The sequence below is a fragment of the Vibrio sp. YT-19(2023) genome (genome assembly GCF_033337395.1).
Window position 1 is genome coordinate 34,255 of sequence record NZ_JAWOQN010000010.1, and the last position, 15,717, is coordinate 49,971.

Below are 15,717 nucleotides of genomic sequence, written 5' to 3' on the forward strand. Positions count from 1 at the left end.
AATATCATGGAATTAAAAAATGCAACCGTGACCCAGAAACACGCTTAGCCCACTTTCACATGTGAAAGTCTTATGTAGCAATGCCTAAGAGCGTGATCTGGCTTTTCCTAAAATTAAGGTATGGTCGAACATTTCCTAAAATTAAGCTATAACGTGAAATGTAAAGCGTTCTATTGTCCTTTTTTAAGGTATAAATCACATCTATTTGGCTTGTTTTCCTCTTTTTAAGGTATGTGGTATGCTTCAAAAAAACATTACGGTATTAAAAAATGAGTAGTAACACAGACAATTTAGAAGGGTATTTCCCTGCTGAGATAGTCAACGAGGCATTTGGCAGCAGGCCATCGACTACTACGTTAATGGATTGCATCTTTTTGCCAGGTAGAATTCCGCGAGACTTAATTACAAGGATCAGTGGTAACAAGGCTGAACTTGAGCAACAGCTACTGGCACAAAAGCCTCTTCTATCCACCAGCTTGTCAAAGCCATACTGGAAGAAGGGGACTAATAAACGTGAATTCGATGCCGTTAGAATCGACGTATACAGTGCTGTCTGCTTGGCCGATGACAGACATCTACTGGAAGGGATCGTTAGTGTAGGGGGGATGTACGTAGACCTATCTGGCTTAACGCTTCGCCAGGCTATTGAGCTCGCGCAGATTAATGTCGAACTGGATAAGTTGTCACACCAATACCACAACCTTCTCGATACAAAAATGTTTAGTGGGGTATACGACTACTTCCTTTGTGACTTCACAACACTGTTTGAGTTCTTGAACCTGAAAAATCAAAAGGCCAACAAGAACACAGTAATGACAAGACTTCAAAGGCTATCACAAATGTTACTGGTCTTGGATTACGAGAAGGATGGTGAAACGCTACCTCACTACCACACGCGAATGAAGCTGGTGGACAGCAACTACATTCCATTGCTGGTTCTGGATGGGATTAAAAATAAAGGATCTATCAGGGCAGATACGATCACTCACTTCATAGTTGGAGTGCATAAGACTTTCACTGCGTCTTTGCGACAAGAGGGAGCTATTAGCCGGAAACGTTTTTTAAAAGTCTACCCGCAGCTAACGGGCAAACATGCTGTTACTGACTTCTGTAAATATATTGATGCTCATAAGCGTGAATATGTACATGGTAAGTATCTGAGTCACCTTATTAAAGATTACTATGCCAACAAGGTTAGAGTGTCTAAACAGCATCTGAGTCGCCATATCAATAACACTATGGCCGAAGTCATTTTGAAAAAGGATGTGTTATTGCGAGATTTCCGATTGCTACTCCAAGAGAAAGTACGTGACGATGGTAAGCAAGATATTATGCTGTTGTACCTGGGCGATGAAGAGAAAGAAGAGGTAACGACATGACAACAACACTCCACAATGAGGATGTTATCGCTCTAAGCGAAGAAGACATTAATGAAAGTTTAGCCAATTCCAACAAAGAACAGATTTTGAAAGGTTTGTTTCGAGGCAGTGTCGGATTTCTGATCGCTCCACCTGATTCTGGTAAGAGCTATTTGTCTTTATCAATAGCTTATGAGATGGCTTTGCCAGAGTACCCATTAATTGGTGTACGGGATGAGGAAAACAAAGTGCTTAGAACTTTGATATGGCCGATCGAAGATTCCTTGCCCGGAACACTTCCGCGTATCAAAGCACATTTGACTGAGTTCTCCACCAGCATCAAAGACCGATTAAAATCGAGCATTGGGATATACAAGCATTCTGATCCAATTTGTAGTTCAGGCTCATCTAAACATACTAAAGAGTGGGAAGAAGCATCCAGTGCACTGGAAAAACTTATTGCCACGGCCAAAGGGTACGACTTGGTAGTTATAGATACATTGCGTGATGCAATTGGCTCAGCTGACGTAGTAGATGATGACTATTACATCAGAATTGCTTTGGAGAGGCTTGCCAATGAAGCGAATGTCGCGGTTCTTGTTGTTCACCATCCGACAAAAGATGTGAGCAGAGGAAAGGAGATAATCAACAGCGTCTCTGGCTCTGGTTTATCTTCCACTCTCTCAAAGTCAAAACTTCATCTGTATTTAGATCAGTTGATAGACAAGAAAGATGGAACGGTACAAGAGACTCGTTTGCGTCATATCAAAGCTAACTATGTGCCTTTTGACCAGCAGTGGAGAAAACCGATAAGGCTGCACTGGAGTAACAATTCACTATTGCACGTTGATCAAGAAGTCGTTATCCAACTTAGAAATGATCAATTAGACGGTGATAGTGATAATGAGAAAAAGCCAGGAGCAGATAAACCAGTTAAAAGACGGTTATCGCGTCTTTCAGAAGAGCCAGGATTGATACACAGAGATGACTCCCTTCTATCTGAGGAATCGAAGCGCTTGGCCCAACAAACCAGTCATGGCCCATTTGGTGGTGGCATGGCATCAGAGCTCTCCGAACTTCGTACTGGTAAGTCCTCCAAGTAATCCAATTCCTTAAATTAAGCTATTGCTTAACGCCTTTTTCCTAAAATTAAGCTATATATACGGATTAAGGCGTTTCCTCATTTTAAGCTTAGATATAGGTGTGTTTCCTAATATTAAGCTATGTGATAGAGATGAACTTCCTAATATTAAGCTTCAATTTCCTAATATTAAGCTTTAGCTTACAGAAACAAAGCTTAAAGTTAGGAAATTTCCTGATATTAAGCTACCTAACACGCTGCATGATCTTATGATCCTATGGATCTATATATGATCAGTAGCGTTCACCGCTGATGCGGCTTCGCTGATCACTCAACTTCGTTTCACTGCTATGAGCAGTAAAACAAAGTCGAGCGATTCAATTAAAACCCGCTTCCATATTAGCCATTGTTTCATGTCTGTATGCGCCCGTATAGGGCAGTTAAGCATGAAGTTAATCTCTTTGATTAAGTTGATAATAGAGTCCGTGTAGAAGGTAATTAATGGACTTTAGAAACCAGTGGATCATTTTCATACTAACTTAATTGCAAGAGCTTGTTTGTTAGCACTTATAGTTCCTAGTGCTGTTTCTGCTCAGTGGCGTATCAATGCCAGTGGTAGTTCAGAAATTGATGCAATGAGATTTGATCTCCCAGAGCAAGCGCATGAATTTTTAAGGGACTATAGAATTAACGAGCTCGCAAGCACACACAGCTATGTGAGTGAAAAGCTATACCCGAGTGAAACGTATAGTGATGGAAGACTAATCTCATGGCTGTGTATGCATCGTAGTGATGCTCCAGGTAGTTATGACCCTGACACTTGTTACTTTGGAGCTCTCTCTGGAACTACACTGACAAAATTCATAATTCCTGGGGAGATGACTGATTCTCCACTTCTCAATAGAGATCTTGGTAAACCAGAGACAGAATTGTGCGTTGGAAACCCTATCAACCTAGCTACTGGTAATAAATATCAGCAAGAAACCGATTATGTAAGCGCTGGTATGGAGCCTCTTGTATTCACAAGACATTACAACAGCCAGTTAGCGTTGAGTGGTAAACAAAGCGATGTTGGTATTGGATGGAGCCACAACTATTCAAACAAAGTGATTTTTGACAAAGAAAGTCACGGAGAGAATATGGTTGTCTTGCATCGGCCAGATGGGAAAGAGTTAGCATTCTACCGGACAAATGCGGTTTGGATGACAACATGGAAAAGTGATGATCGGTTATACAAAGATTCTGGTTGGAGATATCAGAGAGCTGATGGTGTTGTCGAACTATATGATAGTAATGGTCAGTTGATACGTATTGTTCATCCATCGGGAAATGAGCTGGATCTGAATTATACCAACGGTAAGTTAGACTCTGTTTCTGACAGTTTTGGCCGGACTTTAAGGTTTAGTTATGATCAAGGGAAGATCATAAAGATGATCGACCCTGCTGGACAAATCTTCTCTTACGATTATTCGAATGAATTGTTAGTTGCAGTGCATAAACCGGATGCCAATCAGCGACGTTACCACTATGAAGACAGTTTAAACCCAAGCCTTTTGACTGGCCTTACGGATGAAAAGGGAAGCAGATTTGCTACGTGGTCTTATGATCCTTCGGGTCGCGCTGTTCTTAGCGAACATAGCAGTGGTGTTGATAGGACAAGTGTTACATACAACCCTGATGGCTCGGTTACGGTAACGAATGCTCTAGGTCACGAACAACATTATCTGTTTAGTCGTTATAACGGAAAACTAAAGCCTGACAGTATACAGGGTGCTGCATGTACTGGTTTTGCTGGTGGTACGAAGTCGTTTGGCTACGATGCCAACGGTGAGTTGAAGTCTATTATCAATGAAGAAGGCCAATCATTCTCTTACCAATATGACCAAAGAGGACTTGAAATTTCGAGGACAAGCTCGACTGGTGATACGATCACAACACAATGGCATTCAGAGTTCCCAAAACCAACCAAAATTACATCGTCATACTTGGTCCAAGAATTTACCTATGACGACCACCAGCGGCTGTTAACGCTTAAATTGATTGACCGAACCAACTCAGATGTCAGGCAGTGGACATTTGAATATTATCCAGACTCTCTCGGTGTTCCTGGACAACTGAAATCAGTGGATGGTCCTCGGGTGGATGTTGATGATGTAACGCGCTTTGAATACGACGCTCAAGCCAACCTAAGCCGAGTTATCAACTCTCTTGGGCACGTAGTGTCATTTGACAATTACGATGCTCATGGAAGGGCTCAGAGCGTCACAGATGCCAATGGAGTAAGCTACTCGCTTAACTACAACACGTTAGGTCAATTGATTTCTTCTACTGGTCCAGACGGAACTACATTGTACTCTTACGATGAATCAGGACTCTTGGTATCTATCACCTTACCAACCAACAGCACTTTCACTTATGAGTACGATGCAGCTCAGCAGCTTATGGCCGTGATTGATGCAAATGGAAATAGACAAAGCATTAATCGAGATTTACTAGGAAATATTGAGCAAGTTGAGCTGAAAGATAACAGTGGTATTGCTCACTGGAAGCAACTGCATAGTTACACTTTGAATGGTTGGCTTTCGTCAACAACAAATGGAACGGGCAATGTTTATACCTATTCCTATGACAAGACAGCCAACCTGACTGGCAAAGTTGATCCTTCTGGAAATGCTTATGCCTACCGCTATGATGGTTTTAGCAACCTGCTCCAATCAATTGACCCTGTTAACCGCGCCACTGCAATGCAGTATAACGATAATGCCTTAGTAACGAGAGTCACTGATCCAAGAGGGCGGAGAACTTACTATTCATACAACGGATATGGCGATGTTCTCTCAGTACAAAGCCCAGACACAGGCACGGCTCATTACACTTATGACAAGGCTGGAAACCTGATCGGTAAAACAGATGCCAAAGGTCAGGTTTTCACTTATCACTACGACGCGCTTAATCGCCTTTCTTCAATCACTGTGGATGGTCAACCTAATGCTAGTGTGACATTCCGCTACGATGAGCCAGAAGCGCTGTATGGGGTAGGGCAGCTTACTTCCATTACAGACGCTTCTGGCGTATCAAAATACAGTTACACAGCCAGTGGTGAGATAGCCAGCCAAGAACTAATTGTGGATGGCCGCACCTTGTTAACCAATTACACCTATGATGGTGCAGGGCAGTTGGTGAGTATCGAGTACCCGAGTGGCCGCAAAGCGGTATATCAGCGAAATGTAGCTGGTGAGGTCATTGGCGTTACATTGAAGAATGGTGTTAACAGCAGAACATTAGTCTCTGACTTGGTACGGAAACCTTTTGGGCCTGTAACTGATCTGACTCATGGAAATGGGCTTTGGGAAGAGCGCCATTACGACATGAACTATCAATTGGAGTCTGTACAGGTTGCTGGTGCAATGCACCGCAGTTATCTCTATACGGCCAATAGCAATGTCGATTCAATTACAGACTTAATGGATAGTAGCTATAGCCAAACTTTCAATTACGACAAGCTGAGCCGCTTGATTGAGGCTACTGGTGGTTACGGGACCCGAGAGTACACCTACAACTACAACGGCAACCGGACGGCTATCTACCGCGACGGCGTGAAAGATTCGTACAGCATTGTGTTCAATAGCAATCGCCTAACCAAAACAAGTATTGGCTCGATCACCTACAGCTATGATGCAAACGGAAACACGATTGGCCGAGGAACGGATGTCTTTGTCTATGATGCTTTCAATAGATTGACTGAGGCTACGGTCAATGGCGAAACATCAATCTATCACTATAACAGTGCTCATCAACGAGTGAGGAAGTCAGCTGGTGGCGTGGATGTGCTTTATGTTTACGGCCTCGATGGCGAGTTATTGGCTGAGGTGGATGCCGGAACCGGGCAAACCCAGCGCGAATATGTTTGGCTTGACGGCCAGCTGGTGGCTTACCTAGTCGATGGCACCGTCTACCACGTCCATAACGATCATTTGGGTACGCCGCAAGCATTGACCGATGAGACCGGAGCCACGGTATGGAAAGCCAGTTACTCTCCGTTCGGCAAAGCGACTGTCACGACAGAACAAATCAAGTTCAACTTACGTTTCCCCGGCCAATATTACGACGCTGAGACTGGGCTTCACTACAACTGGCATCGCTACTATGACCCGAATACAGGGATGTATATCACCAGTGACCCAATAGGGCTGGCTGGTGGGATTAACACCTATGCCTATGCATTGAATAATCCTGCTATTTACACCGATCCTACTGGTTTATGGGTTCCGCAAATTATTGGGGCAATGGTTAACATAGGCTTTGAAGGATACAGACAATATCAAACTGGTTCGTTTGATGCGGGGCGACTTCTTGTGGCTGGTGCTACGGGGACACTTGGAGGGTTTGGAAGCACTCTAAGGAGAGCTGTATTTTTTGGTGCATCATCAGGCGCTATTGGCAATATGTATATTCAGTTAACTGAAAAGTCTTCTGGTTGTGATCAAAGGTATCAAAAGAGCCTTGATTTATATCAGGTAGGAAGAAGTGCAATTCTTGGCTCGTTTGGTGGAGCAGTTGGTTTTGGAGGGGGAATATTAGGCAAAAATATTTTGAGACCACGAGACATAATCGGGGTGGATTTGAAAAAAAGGGTTAGTTTTAACTACGAATCGTATGGTTCGGCTATAGGTTCTGCTGGGGGAACAACAATTGGAAATCAATAATTGGCTTGACTTTGTTTTGTACACATTCATGACTTTAGGTGGGTTGCTTATAGCAATTCCATTAGGGATAAGATGCCTTTATGTAGGTCTTGTTGCACTATTTAAATACAAGATTGTGAAATTCAAAAAAGATAGCAATGTGTCAGTGTATGCAAACACATCTATAGAGCTAGTTCTTTTAGGTATTTTCTGTATTGGAGCTTCTATTTGGTTTCTGTTCTTCGATAAAGGTGGCCACCTCTTACATTACCTTCCGGAAGTGATGAGGTTCTTCGCTGGAACATAAGGCAGGTTACGCTGGTGGTGTGGATGTGCTTTATGTTTACGGCCTCGATGGCGAGTTATTGGCTGAGGTGGATGCCGGAACCGGGCAAACCCAGCGCGAATATGTTTGGCTTGACGGCCAGCTGGTGGCTTACCTGGTGGATGGCACTGTTTATCACGTCCATAACGATCATTTGGGTACGCCGCAAGCATTGACCGATGAAACAGGGGCCACGGTATGGAAAGCCAGTTACTCTCCGTTCGGCAAAGCGACTGTCACGACAGAACAAATCAAATTCAACTTACGTTTCCCCGGCCAGTATTACGACGCAGAGACTGGGCTTCACTACAACTGGCATCGGTACTATGACCCGTCTCTGGGGCGTTACCTGCAATCAGACCGCCTTGGCTTGTTCGATGGAATGGATACCTATGGGTATGTGCGTGGAAATCCTTTGGTATGGAGTGATCCCACCGGGCAGTTTGTTCCACAGTTAGCGGGATTTATTGCTGGTGGAGGGGTTTCTGCTTTTAGTTACTGGGAAAAATATAAATGTGGAAGTATTTCAGGAGCTGAATATCTAGCTTCTATCGCTATAGGTGCTGGTGCTGGTGCGATTAGCTCTGGAGCATCTGTAATCGACGGAGCCTTAATTGCTTTAGCGGGTAATGTTGCAGAGCAATATTTCGTTGGAGATGAGTTTAGCTACTCAAGTATGGGGATGGCTGGCGGAATAGCTGCGCTATCTGGTAAGGCCGGACAAGTCTTAGGTAAATCCTTGTTCCCAAGTAAATACATTACTGTGACAGAGCGCAGATGGTACACATTGTTCCTGTATAAGCACAAAAAAACACAAGAGGTCTTCAATGCTGATGGCAGGGCAATAACAGGAAGTGTTGTAGCGGGTGGTGTCACTGGTGGGATTGCGGCATCGTTTGGATCAAAAGATAAATGTGGGTGTTCAGGTGAATAGTGAAAAGTTTTTTCAGAAGATTGTGATATTTGGTGCATATAGCCTGATAGCTTTGATTGTTGTCTTTGCTATTGGTGCATTGCTCTATGTTAACGAGGTTAACAATGGAGTTGGGGATATAATGTCCCTGATAGCTAAAGCAGGCGTGTTTATTTTGGTTGTGACACCAATTCCTTTGCTTGTAAATAACTATCTCCGGAACAAGATAACCTTGTTTCAGTTTGTTTTTTCTCTTCTTTTATTGGGAAGTGTTGGTGTCGGATTTTTCTTTGGCTGACTGGCCCACCAGCGGGGTTAAGCCTGCTGGTGGCGTGGATGTGCTCTATCTTTATGGCCTAGATGGCGAGTTATTGGCGCGGCTTTGGGGACTGTTTATGGAAATCAATAGTTGGTTCGATTTTATTATATACACAATTTATTTTTTTGGGGTGGTGGTGATTATCCTACCTGTAGGGGCTATTTTTCTTTGGTTAACATTGAAGAACCTAATAAAAATGAGACTACCTAAATATGAAAGAAAGCACTACAAGTATTTCTTTGCAAGAAACGTACTTGAAGTATGTATTGCTGGGGGGGGGTCCGCTATTTTTTCTGTTTGGTATTTGTTTTTTGCTAAAGGCGGAAATTTATTTCTCTATCCAATGGAAGTAATGACATTTTTTTTAGGCAGTTGATGGTGTGGTTCAGGCTCTGGCATTGTTCCAACGGCAGTTTGATATTGGTAAGTGTTGGTGTCGGATTTCTCTTTAGCTGACTGGCCCACCAGCGGGTTAAGCCTGCTGGTGGTGTAGATGTGCTCTATCTTTATGGCCTAATGGGTCGCGCTGGGTGTTACATCCGGGAACGTAGCAAGTAATGTGATTGCCAATCTACCATAAGGGTTTCAGCTATGAAAAATAGAAGCATTACAACATTCATTTTGATATTTGTTGTTCCCATCTTTCTTATAGGAGTGGGGATTGGGTCAATTGGAGGATTTATCGCGCAATGGCTTGCGCAGATATTTGAGCTATATGAGAACGAATCTAAGTACGAAATGGTTTTTTGGGCGTTTTTTATTATAGGGGCTGTCATGGGCGGAGTTGGTGGAATCCAAGCTCTATTCCAATTCATCAGACAGAAAAAGAATGGTGCCAGGAAATGATCTGGCTTAATACCGCGCTTTTTTTTGACGTACTCGCTGGTGTTTGTCGCTGGATTTATTGCTTATGCCGGTATCCTTTCTATGACAGGAAGATCTGCAAAGGTAGTTAGGGTGATAGGAGGAGGGTCGGCATACTTATTTTTTGCTGCACTTCTTGTATCGCCATTGTTTTGGAGCGCAGATTTCACAAGCGAATTTCGTAACATGGTTAAAGCCGACGACATATACTTCGTCTACTTTTTTGTCTGCTACGCATTATCCATTGTTCCAGGAGCGCTGATGTTTAAAAGAAAATATCTGCCTGGCCTGAAAAAGCTAGGGTATTTCGCTAAGCGAGGTGGGCGGTAAGAGGAGCAGCTTTTGGAAATCAATAATTGGGTAGATTTTTACCTATATACAGCCTACTTCATAGGGGTAATTGTGGTTCTTATTCCGTTGGGAATAAATTTTACTTATGTGGGTATCGCAGGTGTGATAAAGCATAAAAAAATCAAGTATGACAAAGGGACAGACATTTATCGTCTTGGCAAGAATGTTTTTGAGATTGTAGGTGTGGGAGTTTTTGCAATCGCGTTCTCTATTTGGTTCTTGTTCTTCGACAAAGGTGGGCACCTATTCCATTACCCAGCGGAAGTGATGAGGTTCTTCGCTGGAACATAAGGCGGGTGACGCTGGTGGCGTGGATGTGCTCTATCTTTATGGCCTAGATGGCGATTTATTAGCGCGGCTTTGGGGACAGCTTATGGAAATCAATAACTGGGTAGATATGTTTTTATATACATTTATGACGGTTGGCGTTGTGTTTATTGCGTTTCCTACAGGGATAAGATGTATATATGTTGGGTGTGTGGCTTTATTTAAACACAGGGTGATTAAATTCGATAATAGGAGCAGGCTTACTATTTATTCGAGAACATCAATAGAAATGATTCTTGCGGGGGTACTCTGTGTGGCAGCTTCTATTTGGTTCTTGTTCTTCGACAAGGGTGGGCACCTATTCCATTACCCAGCGGAAGTGATGAGGTTCTTCGCTGGAACATAAGGCGGGTTAAGCCAGCTGGTGGCGTAGATGTGCTCTATGTTTACGGCCTCGATGGCGAGTTATTGGCCGAGGTGGATGCCGGAACCGGGCAAACCCAGCGCGAATATGAATATCAAGGAGATAAAATGGCTAGTCAGTATCAATACAATCCATTTTTAATAGGGAAAGACACATTTACCACCAGCAAAGTAGAGCTTTGTGAAGATGAGGTAAGACAATCGAAGCCACAGTATCAGTTAATTTGTTTCGGTAGTTCTTCCCGGTATCCTCTATGGATAGAACTAGGGACTAACCAACTAGTTGGTGGTAATTATCATTGTTTCTATAATGATGATGAACTAAAAGCGTTGTACACGTTATTTCAGCAAGATGCGCAACGACAAGGTTATTCTGACCAGAAGCAAAACTATTGGGCTAAAACACCTAATCCTTTTCCTATCGAGTTTCTTGAGGGGATGCCACAAAGTCTATGGGCTTACTTTTACGAAAGTGGCCGTAGACAAGCCGCTTGTGAAAAAAGCGTTCAGGAATTACTACCCATGTTCGAAAAGTGATAAGTGCTTGACTGAATGTAATATTTAGCTTGAAAATCAGTCGAGTAAATAATGCCACTTTGAACAATGTAACAGGAACAAGAATGATGAAGAAAATTGGACTACTGCTAGCGACGTTAACTGCATTTTCAGCTCAAGCGGATGTTTTCCCTAAAACAGAAGTTGATGCGTATCTAATGGCGATGCACTCTATGGCCCCAGTTAACGCGAAATACACCATTCAATACAAGGCCGCAGTGGAAAGTAGCTGTAAGACAAAGCTTAGTATTGAACAATTAAGCTCACGCGACTTTGCCAATGTTGTACAAGCTCTTGTTAGTAGTGAAACCGTTGACCGCTTAGGGCTTGATGCTAGTGGTGGTTCCCTCACTGACACGCTTCAACTGGTAGGGGCTAATATTGTCAGTTGAACTAATTGTGCTATATTGCTGGGGGATGTGTTTGAGACTTTGGACAATTAGTTAAAGTTTGTGCAAAATTACATCACTGACCTGGCTGATGGCGTTTCTGCTTCGAACCTCAGCTTATTACTTATCGTGCCCCAGCAATAAAACCTCTTTGATTTCCCCCTTTAAATCGACATAATGAGCATATGTAGTCAACATAATGGTGATATGTATGTCTGGAGTCGTTTTTCATCAAGTAAAAGAAGGTGAGTTCCGCCGTCTCGCGGAGACTCGAACAATGACCAAACTAATTGCGCAGGAATCTAAACTGCATCCTAACAAGTTTCATTTGGTTGGGATTGATAGTGGTAAAGGAATCGCGTATGCAATTAGACATGGAAGAACCAGTGACTTGAGAGTGTGGAGGCTTGATATCCTGGTAAATCAGGTTAGAGACATGGGGTTTGAGAATATAGAAGTACAACTCATAAACAAAACCCACGCATGAAGCATGGGCTAATAGTCTTAACATGCCGAAAGGCACTTATTTTTCAAGAATATAATCACGAAAATCGTGGTTCTCAATTTCCAACTTCCCACGCTCTGGGCTGTAAATTAGCTCAAGCGACTTCAATCGTGTGACTGCATTTTTCACCGACCATTTTGTAACGTCTGTTTCTGGGTCGCCAGTGAAAGCTTTTACTTTGTCTAGTCCTGCTTTGGTATAAAGACCTTTTGACTCATTGGCAGCAACAAGCTTTAGGATCGCCACTTCGATAGGTTTCAGTTGTTCGTATGTTTTTGAAAAGTGGTCCTCTGACTCGATACGATCAACGTCATAACGATGGACACCAATATCTAGGTCATGAACCATGTTCAGGGCCATATTCTTTAACATTTCAACAAACCGAGCGGGAGCGCGATTTTGTTTGATTAAGATTTCTAGGGCTTTGTGTTTGTCGAGTTCGACACCACCAGTGACATTTTTGAATGCGGCCAACTCGAATTCAACGAAATCCATATCCAGCTCTTCAAATATCTGGGTTTGGCTGGAGTTGTAGAATGGAGCCTTGTTGTCTTTGAATAAGCGACTTAACCCCTCTCTACTTGAACCTGTGAAGATGCATTTGACGTTGTTATCCTCTCTGTTCACTACAAAACTGCGTAGAGCTGCCGTAAACGAGTCAAATTCTTTGCGAGTAGCCAAATGTTGAACTTCGTCAAGCAACAGTAAAACAGGCATATCCAGCTCGTTTAAGCGTTGAAATACAGCGAACAAGTCAGCTCTCAGTTCTCCCTGAGAACGCTCTACTTCAACTTTGCCACCAGCTGCACTAAAACCTAACTTTTTGAAGTTGAGAGCTTTGCCAAGCTTATGTAGAAATCCTTCATTCCTTTCACAAGCATCAATGACGGATTTAATGAAGATGCCTTCTGGGTCGTCTTTTTGCATCCAAAAATCTACATAGATAGGTAAGACACCAAGTTCACGAGCCATAGGAATGATATCTTTTTGAATGAATTGAGTTTTTCCTCGCTTACGTGGAGCGAAGATTGAAACACGTTGAAGAAGACCTTTGTCCATCCCGTTAAGGATAAACGTAGCAAGCTGTGTACGAGGATAGTGCCAGATATCCATTGTCGTGCTCCTTTGGTAAATTGTGTTATCAATGATACCACAAAATAGAATTGTGGTAGATTATTTAACACAACTTACCACAAATAGGATTGCCATCCTAAAGCAGATCACTCTTTTACTAAGTAGCTCTTTGTCATGTCCCTCAATTTGCACAAAAAAGGGCAAGTTCTCATCTCTTAAAAAAATGTCATGTCGGTACACTAAGAGCATGATGCTCTGGAGATTGATCTTATGGATATGATAAACGGCTGGCTATATGAAGTTCAGAGAGCCCTTGATAGTTCTTTAGGTGATATACCCTTTGATTGGCGCTGGATTGCTGCTGTGATTGGGTTCTTTTTAATATGGAGGCTGTTCTCTTTTGGCTTTGCCATCGTTAAGTTTGTCATCGTTGCGGCAATAGCTGCTGCCATTTATGCTGCTGTTGTTGGCGATTCGGCAGGACTTGCTGGTGGTGGTAGTTTCTTTGGATTTTAGTACAGTTTGGTAGCTAAATATGAGCATTCTGATATCGGATGGAAGTGAAACGCTCGATGCAGCAACCGCAATTTCTGAGTTGCCAGATTCGTACACGGGTCATTGTTCTGTCGTAACAATCAATGAAGAAATAGTTGCCACTATACCTAACCCTCAAATTGCATTTTCTATTGCGTGTTACGCGATTGGAACAGAAGGGGGTTATGGAAGTGTTTATGTTCGTCCGGCCAAAGACGGTGAAATTCTCACCCATACAGATTTTGACAGTTGGGCGTACTAGCTGGATTTCTACTTAGACTTTCACATGTGAAAGTGGAGGGGAGGGGTTGCGTTTTCAAAAAGCATGATAAAGTAAGTATGAATATTAACTAAATGAGGTCCTTACGGCGATGCCGGAAGGGATCTTAAATACCGGAGATAAGACTATGATGATTCTAACCACTCTTTCTGAAAAACTAGATGACCAAACGAGCCGAGTATTCTGGCGTGTGGGCACTAAACGCAGTGGAATTCTTGATGTAAAAATCGACTTTTCCCATGAAGATTCTGATTTGATTTCAGAATTATCAGCCATTCAATACCTACTCTTTGAAGAAAAAGTAATGGGTCGAGAGCCGGGTTCTGGTTCTGGCTACAAACTCGTTGTGTCAAAGGGAGCAATCAAAAAGCTTGCCCGTGGTAAATCTACGAAAAAACATGCACAAAAGTTTGCAGCATTTCTTCAAAACCGAATGGCTGGAGTGCAAATAGAGGTATCACAAAGTCGTGAGTTCATGGCCGACCCAAAATCATGTGTAACAGTGCTCTTAGATGCAAATCGCCAGGAATATGCAAATACGCATGATGCCGTTGAAACACCAGCAATGGGGACCGTTTATGTTACCGCTCACGCTGTTGAACAGTATAAAGAGCGATTGAGCACTGGAGATCCCAAAAAGCCCTGGGCGAGTTTAGTCAATCGACTTAAACATCCTGAGTTGAGAATTCGAAATTTGCCTGCAAATGTTTTGGCCCATAAAGCGAAAAAATACGGTACTGCCGACAATGTAGAAGCTTGGGGGCATCCAACTTCCAAATTCACATACCTTATTGTTAACGATAATGGGCGTCGCACCTTAGTAACTGTTTTTGAGCGCGAACAATAACCTTGGAAGGAATAAAATTGGATAGTGCAACTAACTACATAAAGGATGGTCACGCACGGATTATGGGTAACAGAAAAATCGCTGTATTAATTGATTCAGAAAACACTCCACACTCAAAGCTAAACCTGATTATTGAAGAGCTTTCTAGTTTTGGGCAGATCATCGTTAAACGTGCATATGGCGATTTTTCTGCTGAACAACTAAAAAACTGGAAGCAGCCTTTGAATGAGTTAGCGATTCAAGCTAAGCAGCAATTTGCCTATACATCTGGAAAAAACTCGACAGACTCTTTAATGATTATTGATGCAATGGATCTCTTGTACAGCCAAAGGTTTGATGCTTTTGCTTTGATATCCAGTGATAGTGACTTTACAAGTCTTGCTACGAGATTAAGAGAGTCGGAGATACACGTCATCGGTGTAGGAAAAGCGATGACTCCGACTTCGTTTAAAAACGCTTGTGATGACTTTGTAGCGATAGAGAACTTAAACGCTGATGTTGATCTTGGGGAGGCACAACCAAGCTCTAATCAAGACTCAGAACGCGAATTATGGCGATTAATGCATCAAGCTTGGCAGAACTATCGAGATGAATCGGGCTGGGCAAAACTAGGTGAAATAGGCAAGTACTTAAAGAGACTGAAGCCAGATTTTGACCCTCGAAACTACGGGTTGAAGAAGTTATCTGACTTTTTTGATAAATATCCAACGCGCTATAGAACCCGTAACACTAAACGCACTGGTATGGAGTTTCAGCTGATAACAAAGGCAAGCAAACAAAAATGATGTGCTGCCTTCGCTGACGACATACTGCAATCGGGTAACTCAAAAATGCCCCATTATTGGTTTCGACCTGCTCTATATTGAAAATATTACGATTAATTTTTATGCAAAAGCATGTTTCACAGATATTACTTATGCCTCTTATACTATAAGATTTGTTGGTTA

General features: G+C 42.6%; 16 protein-coding genes. 15 read left to right on the top strand and 1 reads right to left on the bottom strand.

Annotated elements, in window-relative coordinates; genetic code table 11:
* Window positions 1–269: 269 nt before the first annotated feature.
* From R7E78_RS09430 to R7E78_RS09480, 11 genes are all read left to right on the top strand, one after another.
* Window positions 270–1,379: a hypothetical protein gene (locus R7E78_RS09430; RefSeq protein ID WP_046224245.1), complete on the top strand. Its 1,110-nt coding sequence runs from the start codon at window positions 270–272 to the stop codon at window positions 1,377–1,379.
* The gene (locus tag R7E78_RS09435; protein WP_046224244.1) at window positions 1,376–2,461 is read left to right on the top strand and encodes an AAA family ATPase; all 1,086 of its coding nucleotides are present in this window, start codon (window positions 1,376–1,378) and stop codon (window positions 2,459–2,461) included. The genes R7E78_RS09430 and R7E78_RS09435 overlap by 4 nt, the downstream gene beginning before the upstream one ends.
* Window positions 2,462–2,957: 496 nt before the next feature.
* Window positions 2,958–7,145, top strand: coding sequence for an RHS repeat-associated core domain-containing protein (locus R7E78_RS09440; RefSeq protein ID WP_181382978.1), 4,188 nt, complete (start codon window positions 2,958–2,960; stop codon window positions 7,143–7,145).
* A gap of 353 nt (window positions 7,146–7,498) precedes the next feature.
* Window positions 7,499–8,383, top strand: coding sequence for an RHS repeat-associated core domain-containing protein (locus tag R7E78_RS09445; RefSeq protein WP_318057870.1), 885 nt, complete (start codon window positions 7,499–7,501; stop codon window positions 8,381–8,383).
* The gene (locus R7E78_RS09450; RefSeq protein WP_104975143.1) at window positions 8,376–8,660 is read left to right on the top strand and encodes a hypothetical protein; all 285 of its coding nucleotides are present in this window, start codon (window positions 8,376–8,378) and stop codon (window positions 8,658–8,660) included. Before R7E78_RS09445 ends, R7E78_RS09450 begins: the two co-directional genes overlap by 8 nt.
* Window positions 8,638–9,057, top strand: a complete 420-nt coding sequence (locus tag R7E78_RS09455; protein WP_342749707.1) for a hypothetical protein — start codon at window positions 8,638–8,640, stop codon at window positions 9,055–9,057. The genes R7E78_RS09450 and R7E78_RS09455 overlap by 23 nt, the downstream gene beginning before the upstream one ends.
* Before the next feature lie 215 nt (window positions 9,058–9,272).
* On the top strand, window positions 9,273–9,527 hold the full coding sequence (locus R7E78_RS09460; RefSeq protein ID WP_046224241.1) for a hypothetical protein: 255 nt from the start codon (window positions 9,273–9,275) through the stop codon (window positions 9,525–9,527).
* A gap of 360 nt (window positions 9,528–9,887) precedes the next feature.
* Window positions 9,888–10,187 carry a hypothetical protein gene (locus tag R7E78_RS09465; protein WP_046224239.1) on the top strand — a complete coding sequence of 100 codons (300 nt, stop codon included), beginning with the start codon at window positions 9,888–9,890 and terminating at the stop codon, window positions 10,185–10,187.
* Between the two features lie 303 nt (window positions 10,188–10,490).
* Complete coding sequence (locus tag R7E78_RS09470; RefSeq protein WP_128740502.1) at window positions 10,491–11,123, top strand: hypothetical protein; 633 nt, start codon at window positions 10,491–10,493, stop codon at window positions 11,121–11,123.
* Window positions 11,124–11,206: 83 nt separating this feature from the next.
* Entirely contained in the window at window positions 11,207–11,533 is a 327-nt protein-coding gene (locus R7E78_RS09475) for a hypothetical protein (RefSeq protein ID WP_226977600.1), read from the top strand.
* A 208-nt stretch (window positions 11,534–11,741) separates the two neighbouring features.
* Window positions 11,742–12,017 carry a hypothetical protein gene (locus R7E78_RS09480; protein ID WP_014386655.1) on the top strand — a complete coding sequence of 92 codons (276 nt, stop codon included), beginning with the start codon at window positions 11,742–11,744 and terminating at the stop codon, window positions 12,015–12,017.
* Between the two features lie 36 nt (window positions 12,018–12,053).
* Here R7E78_RS09480 and R7E78_RS09485 read toward each other — a convergent pair whose 3' ends face one another.
* Window positions 12,054–13,148 carry a hypothetical protein gene (locus R7E78_RS09485; RefSeq protein WP_046224237.1) on the bottom strand — a complete coding sequence of 365 codons (1,095 nt, stop codon included), beginning with the start codon at window positions 13,146–13,148 and terminating at the stop codon, window positions 12,054–12,056.
* 231 nt (window positions 13,149–13,379) lie between these two features.
* Between R7E78_RS09485 and R7E78_RS09490 the strand changes: the two genes are divergently transcribed.
* From R7E78_RS09490 to R7E78_RS09505, 4 genes are all read left to right on the top strand, one after another.
* A complete protein-coding gene (locus tag R7E78_RS09490; RefSeq protein ID WP_046224236.1) occupies window positions 13,380–13,625 on the top strand; it encodes a hypothetical protein in 246 nt (81 codons plus the stop codon).
* Window positions 13,626–13,644: 19 nt separating this feature from the next.
* Window positions 13,645–13,905, top strand: coding sequence for a hypothetical protein (locus R7E78_RS09495; protein ID WP_046224235.1), 261 nt, complete (start codon window positions 13,645–13,647; stop codon window positions 13,903–13,905).
* Between the two features lie 145 nt (window positions 13,906–14,050).
* Window positions 14,051–14,770, top strand: a complete 720-nt coding sequence (locus tag R7E78_RS09500; RefSeq protein ID WP_032073007.1) for a hypothetical protein — start codon at window positions 14,051–14,053, stop codon at window positions 14,768–14,770.
* Between the two features lie 62 nt (window positions 14,771–14,832).
* A complete protein-coding gene (locus R7E78_RS09505) occupies window positions 14,833–15,555 on the top strand; it encodes an NYN domain-containing protein (RefSeq protein WP_041154780.1) in 723 nt (240 codons plus the stop codon).
* The last annotated feature ends 162 nt before the right edge of the window (window positions 15,556–15,717 follow it).

Bases quoted from the DNA above. Each gene is read 5' to 3' on its own strand.
- R7E78_RS09430 (WP_046224245.1), top strand. From the start codon at position 270: ATGAGTAGTAACACAGACAATTTAGAAGGGTATTTCCCTGCTGAGATA.
- R7E78_RS09435 (WP_046224244.1), top strand. From the start codon at position 1,376: ATGACAACAACACTCCACAATGAGGATGTTATCGCTCTAAGCGAAGAA.
- R7E78_RS09460 (WP_046224241.1), top strand. From the start codon at position 9,273: ATGAAAAATAGAAGCATTACAACATTCATTTTGATATTTGTTGTTCCC.
- R7E78_RS09475 (WP_226977600.1), top strand. From the start codon at position 11,207: ATGATGAAGAAAATTGGACTACTGCTAGCGACGTTAACTGCATTTTCA.
- R7E78_RS09480 (WP_014386655.1), top strand. From the start codon at position 11,742: ATGTCTGGAGTCGTTTTTCATCAAGTAAAAGAAGGTGAGTTCCGCCGT.
- R7E78_RS09485 (WP_046224237.1), bottom strand. From the start codon at position 13,148: ATGGATATCTGGCACTATCCTCGTACACAGCTTGCTACGTTTATCCTT.
- R7E78_RS09490 (WP_046224236.1), top strand. From the start codon at position 13,380: ATGGATATGATAAACGGCTGGCTATATGAAGTTCAGAGAGCCCTTGAT.
- R7E78_RS09495 (WP_046224235.1), top strand. From the start codon at position 13,645: ATGAGCATTCTGATATCGGATGGAAGTGAAACGCTCGATGCAGCAACC.
- R7E78_RS09500 (WP_032073007.1), top strand. From the start codon at position 14,051: ATGATGATTCTAACCACTCTTTCTGAAAAACTAGATGACCAAACGAGC.
- R7E78_RS09505 (WP_041154780.1), top strand. From the start codon at position 14,833: ATGGGTAACAGAAAAATCGCTGTATTAATTGATTCAGAAAACACTCCA.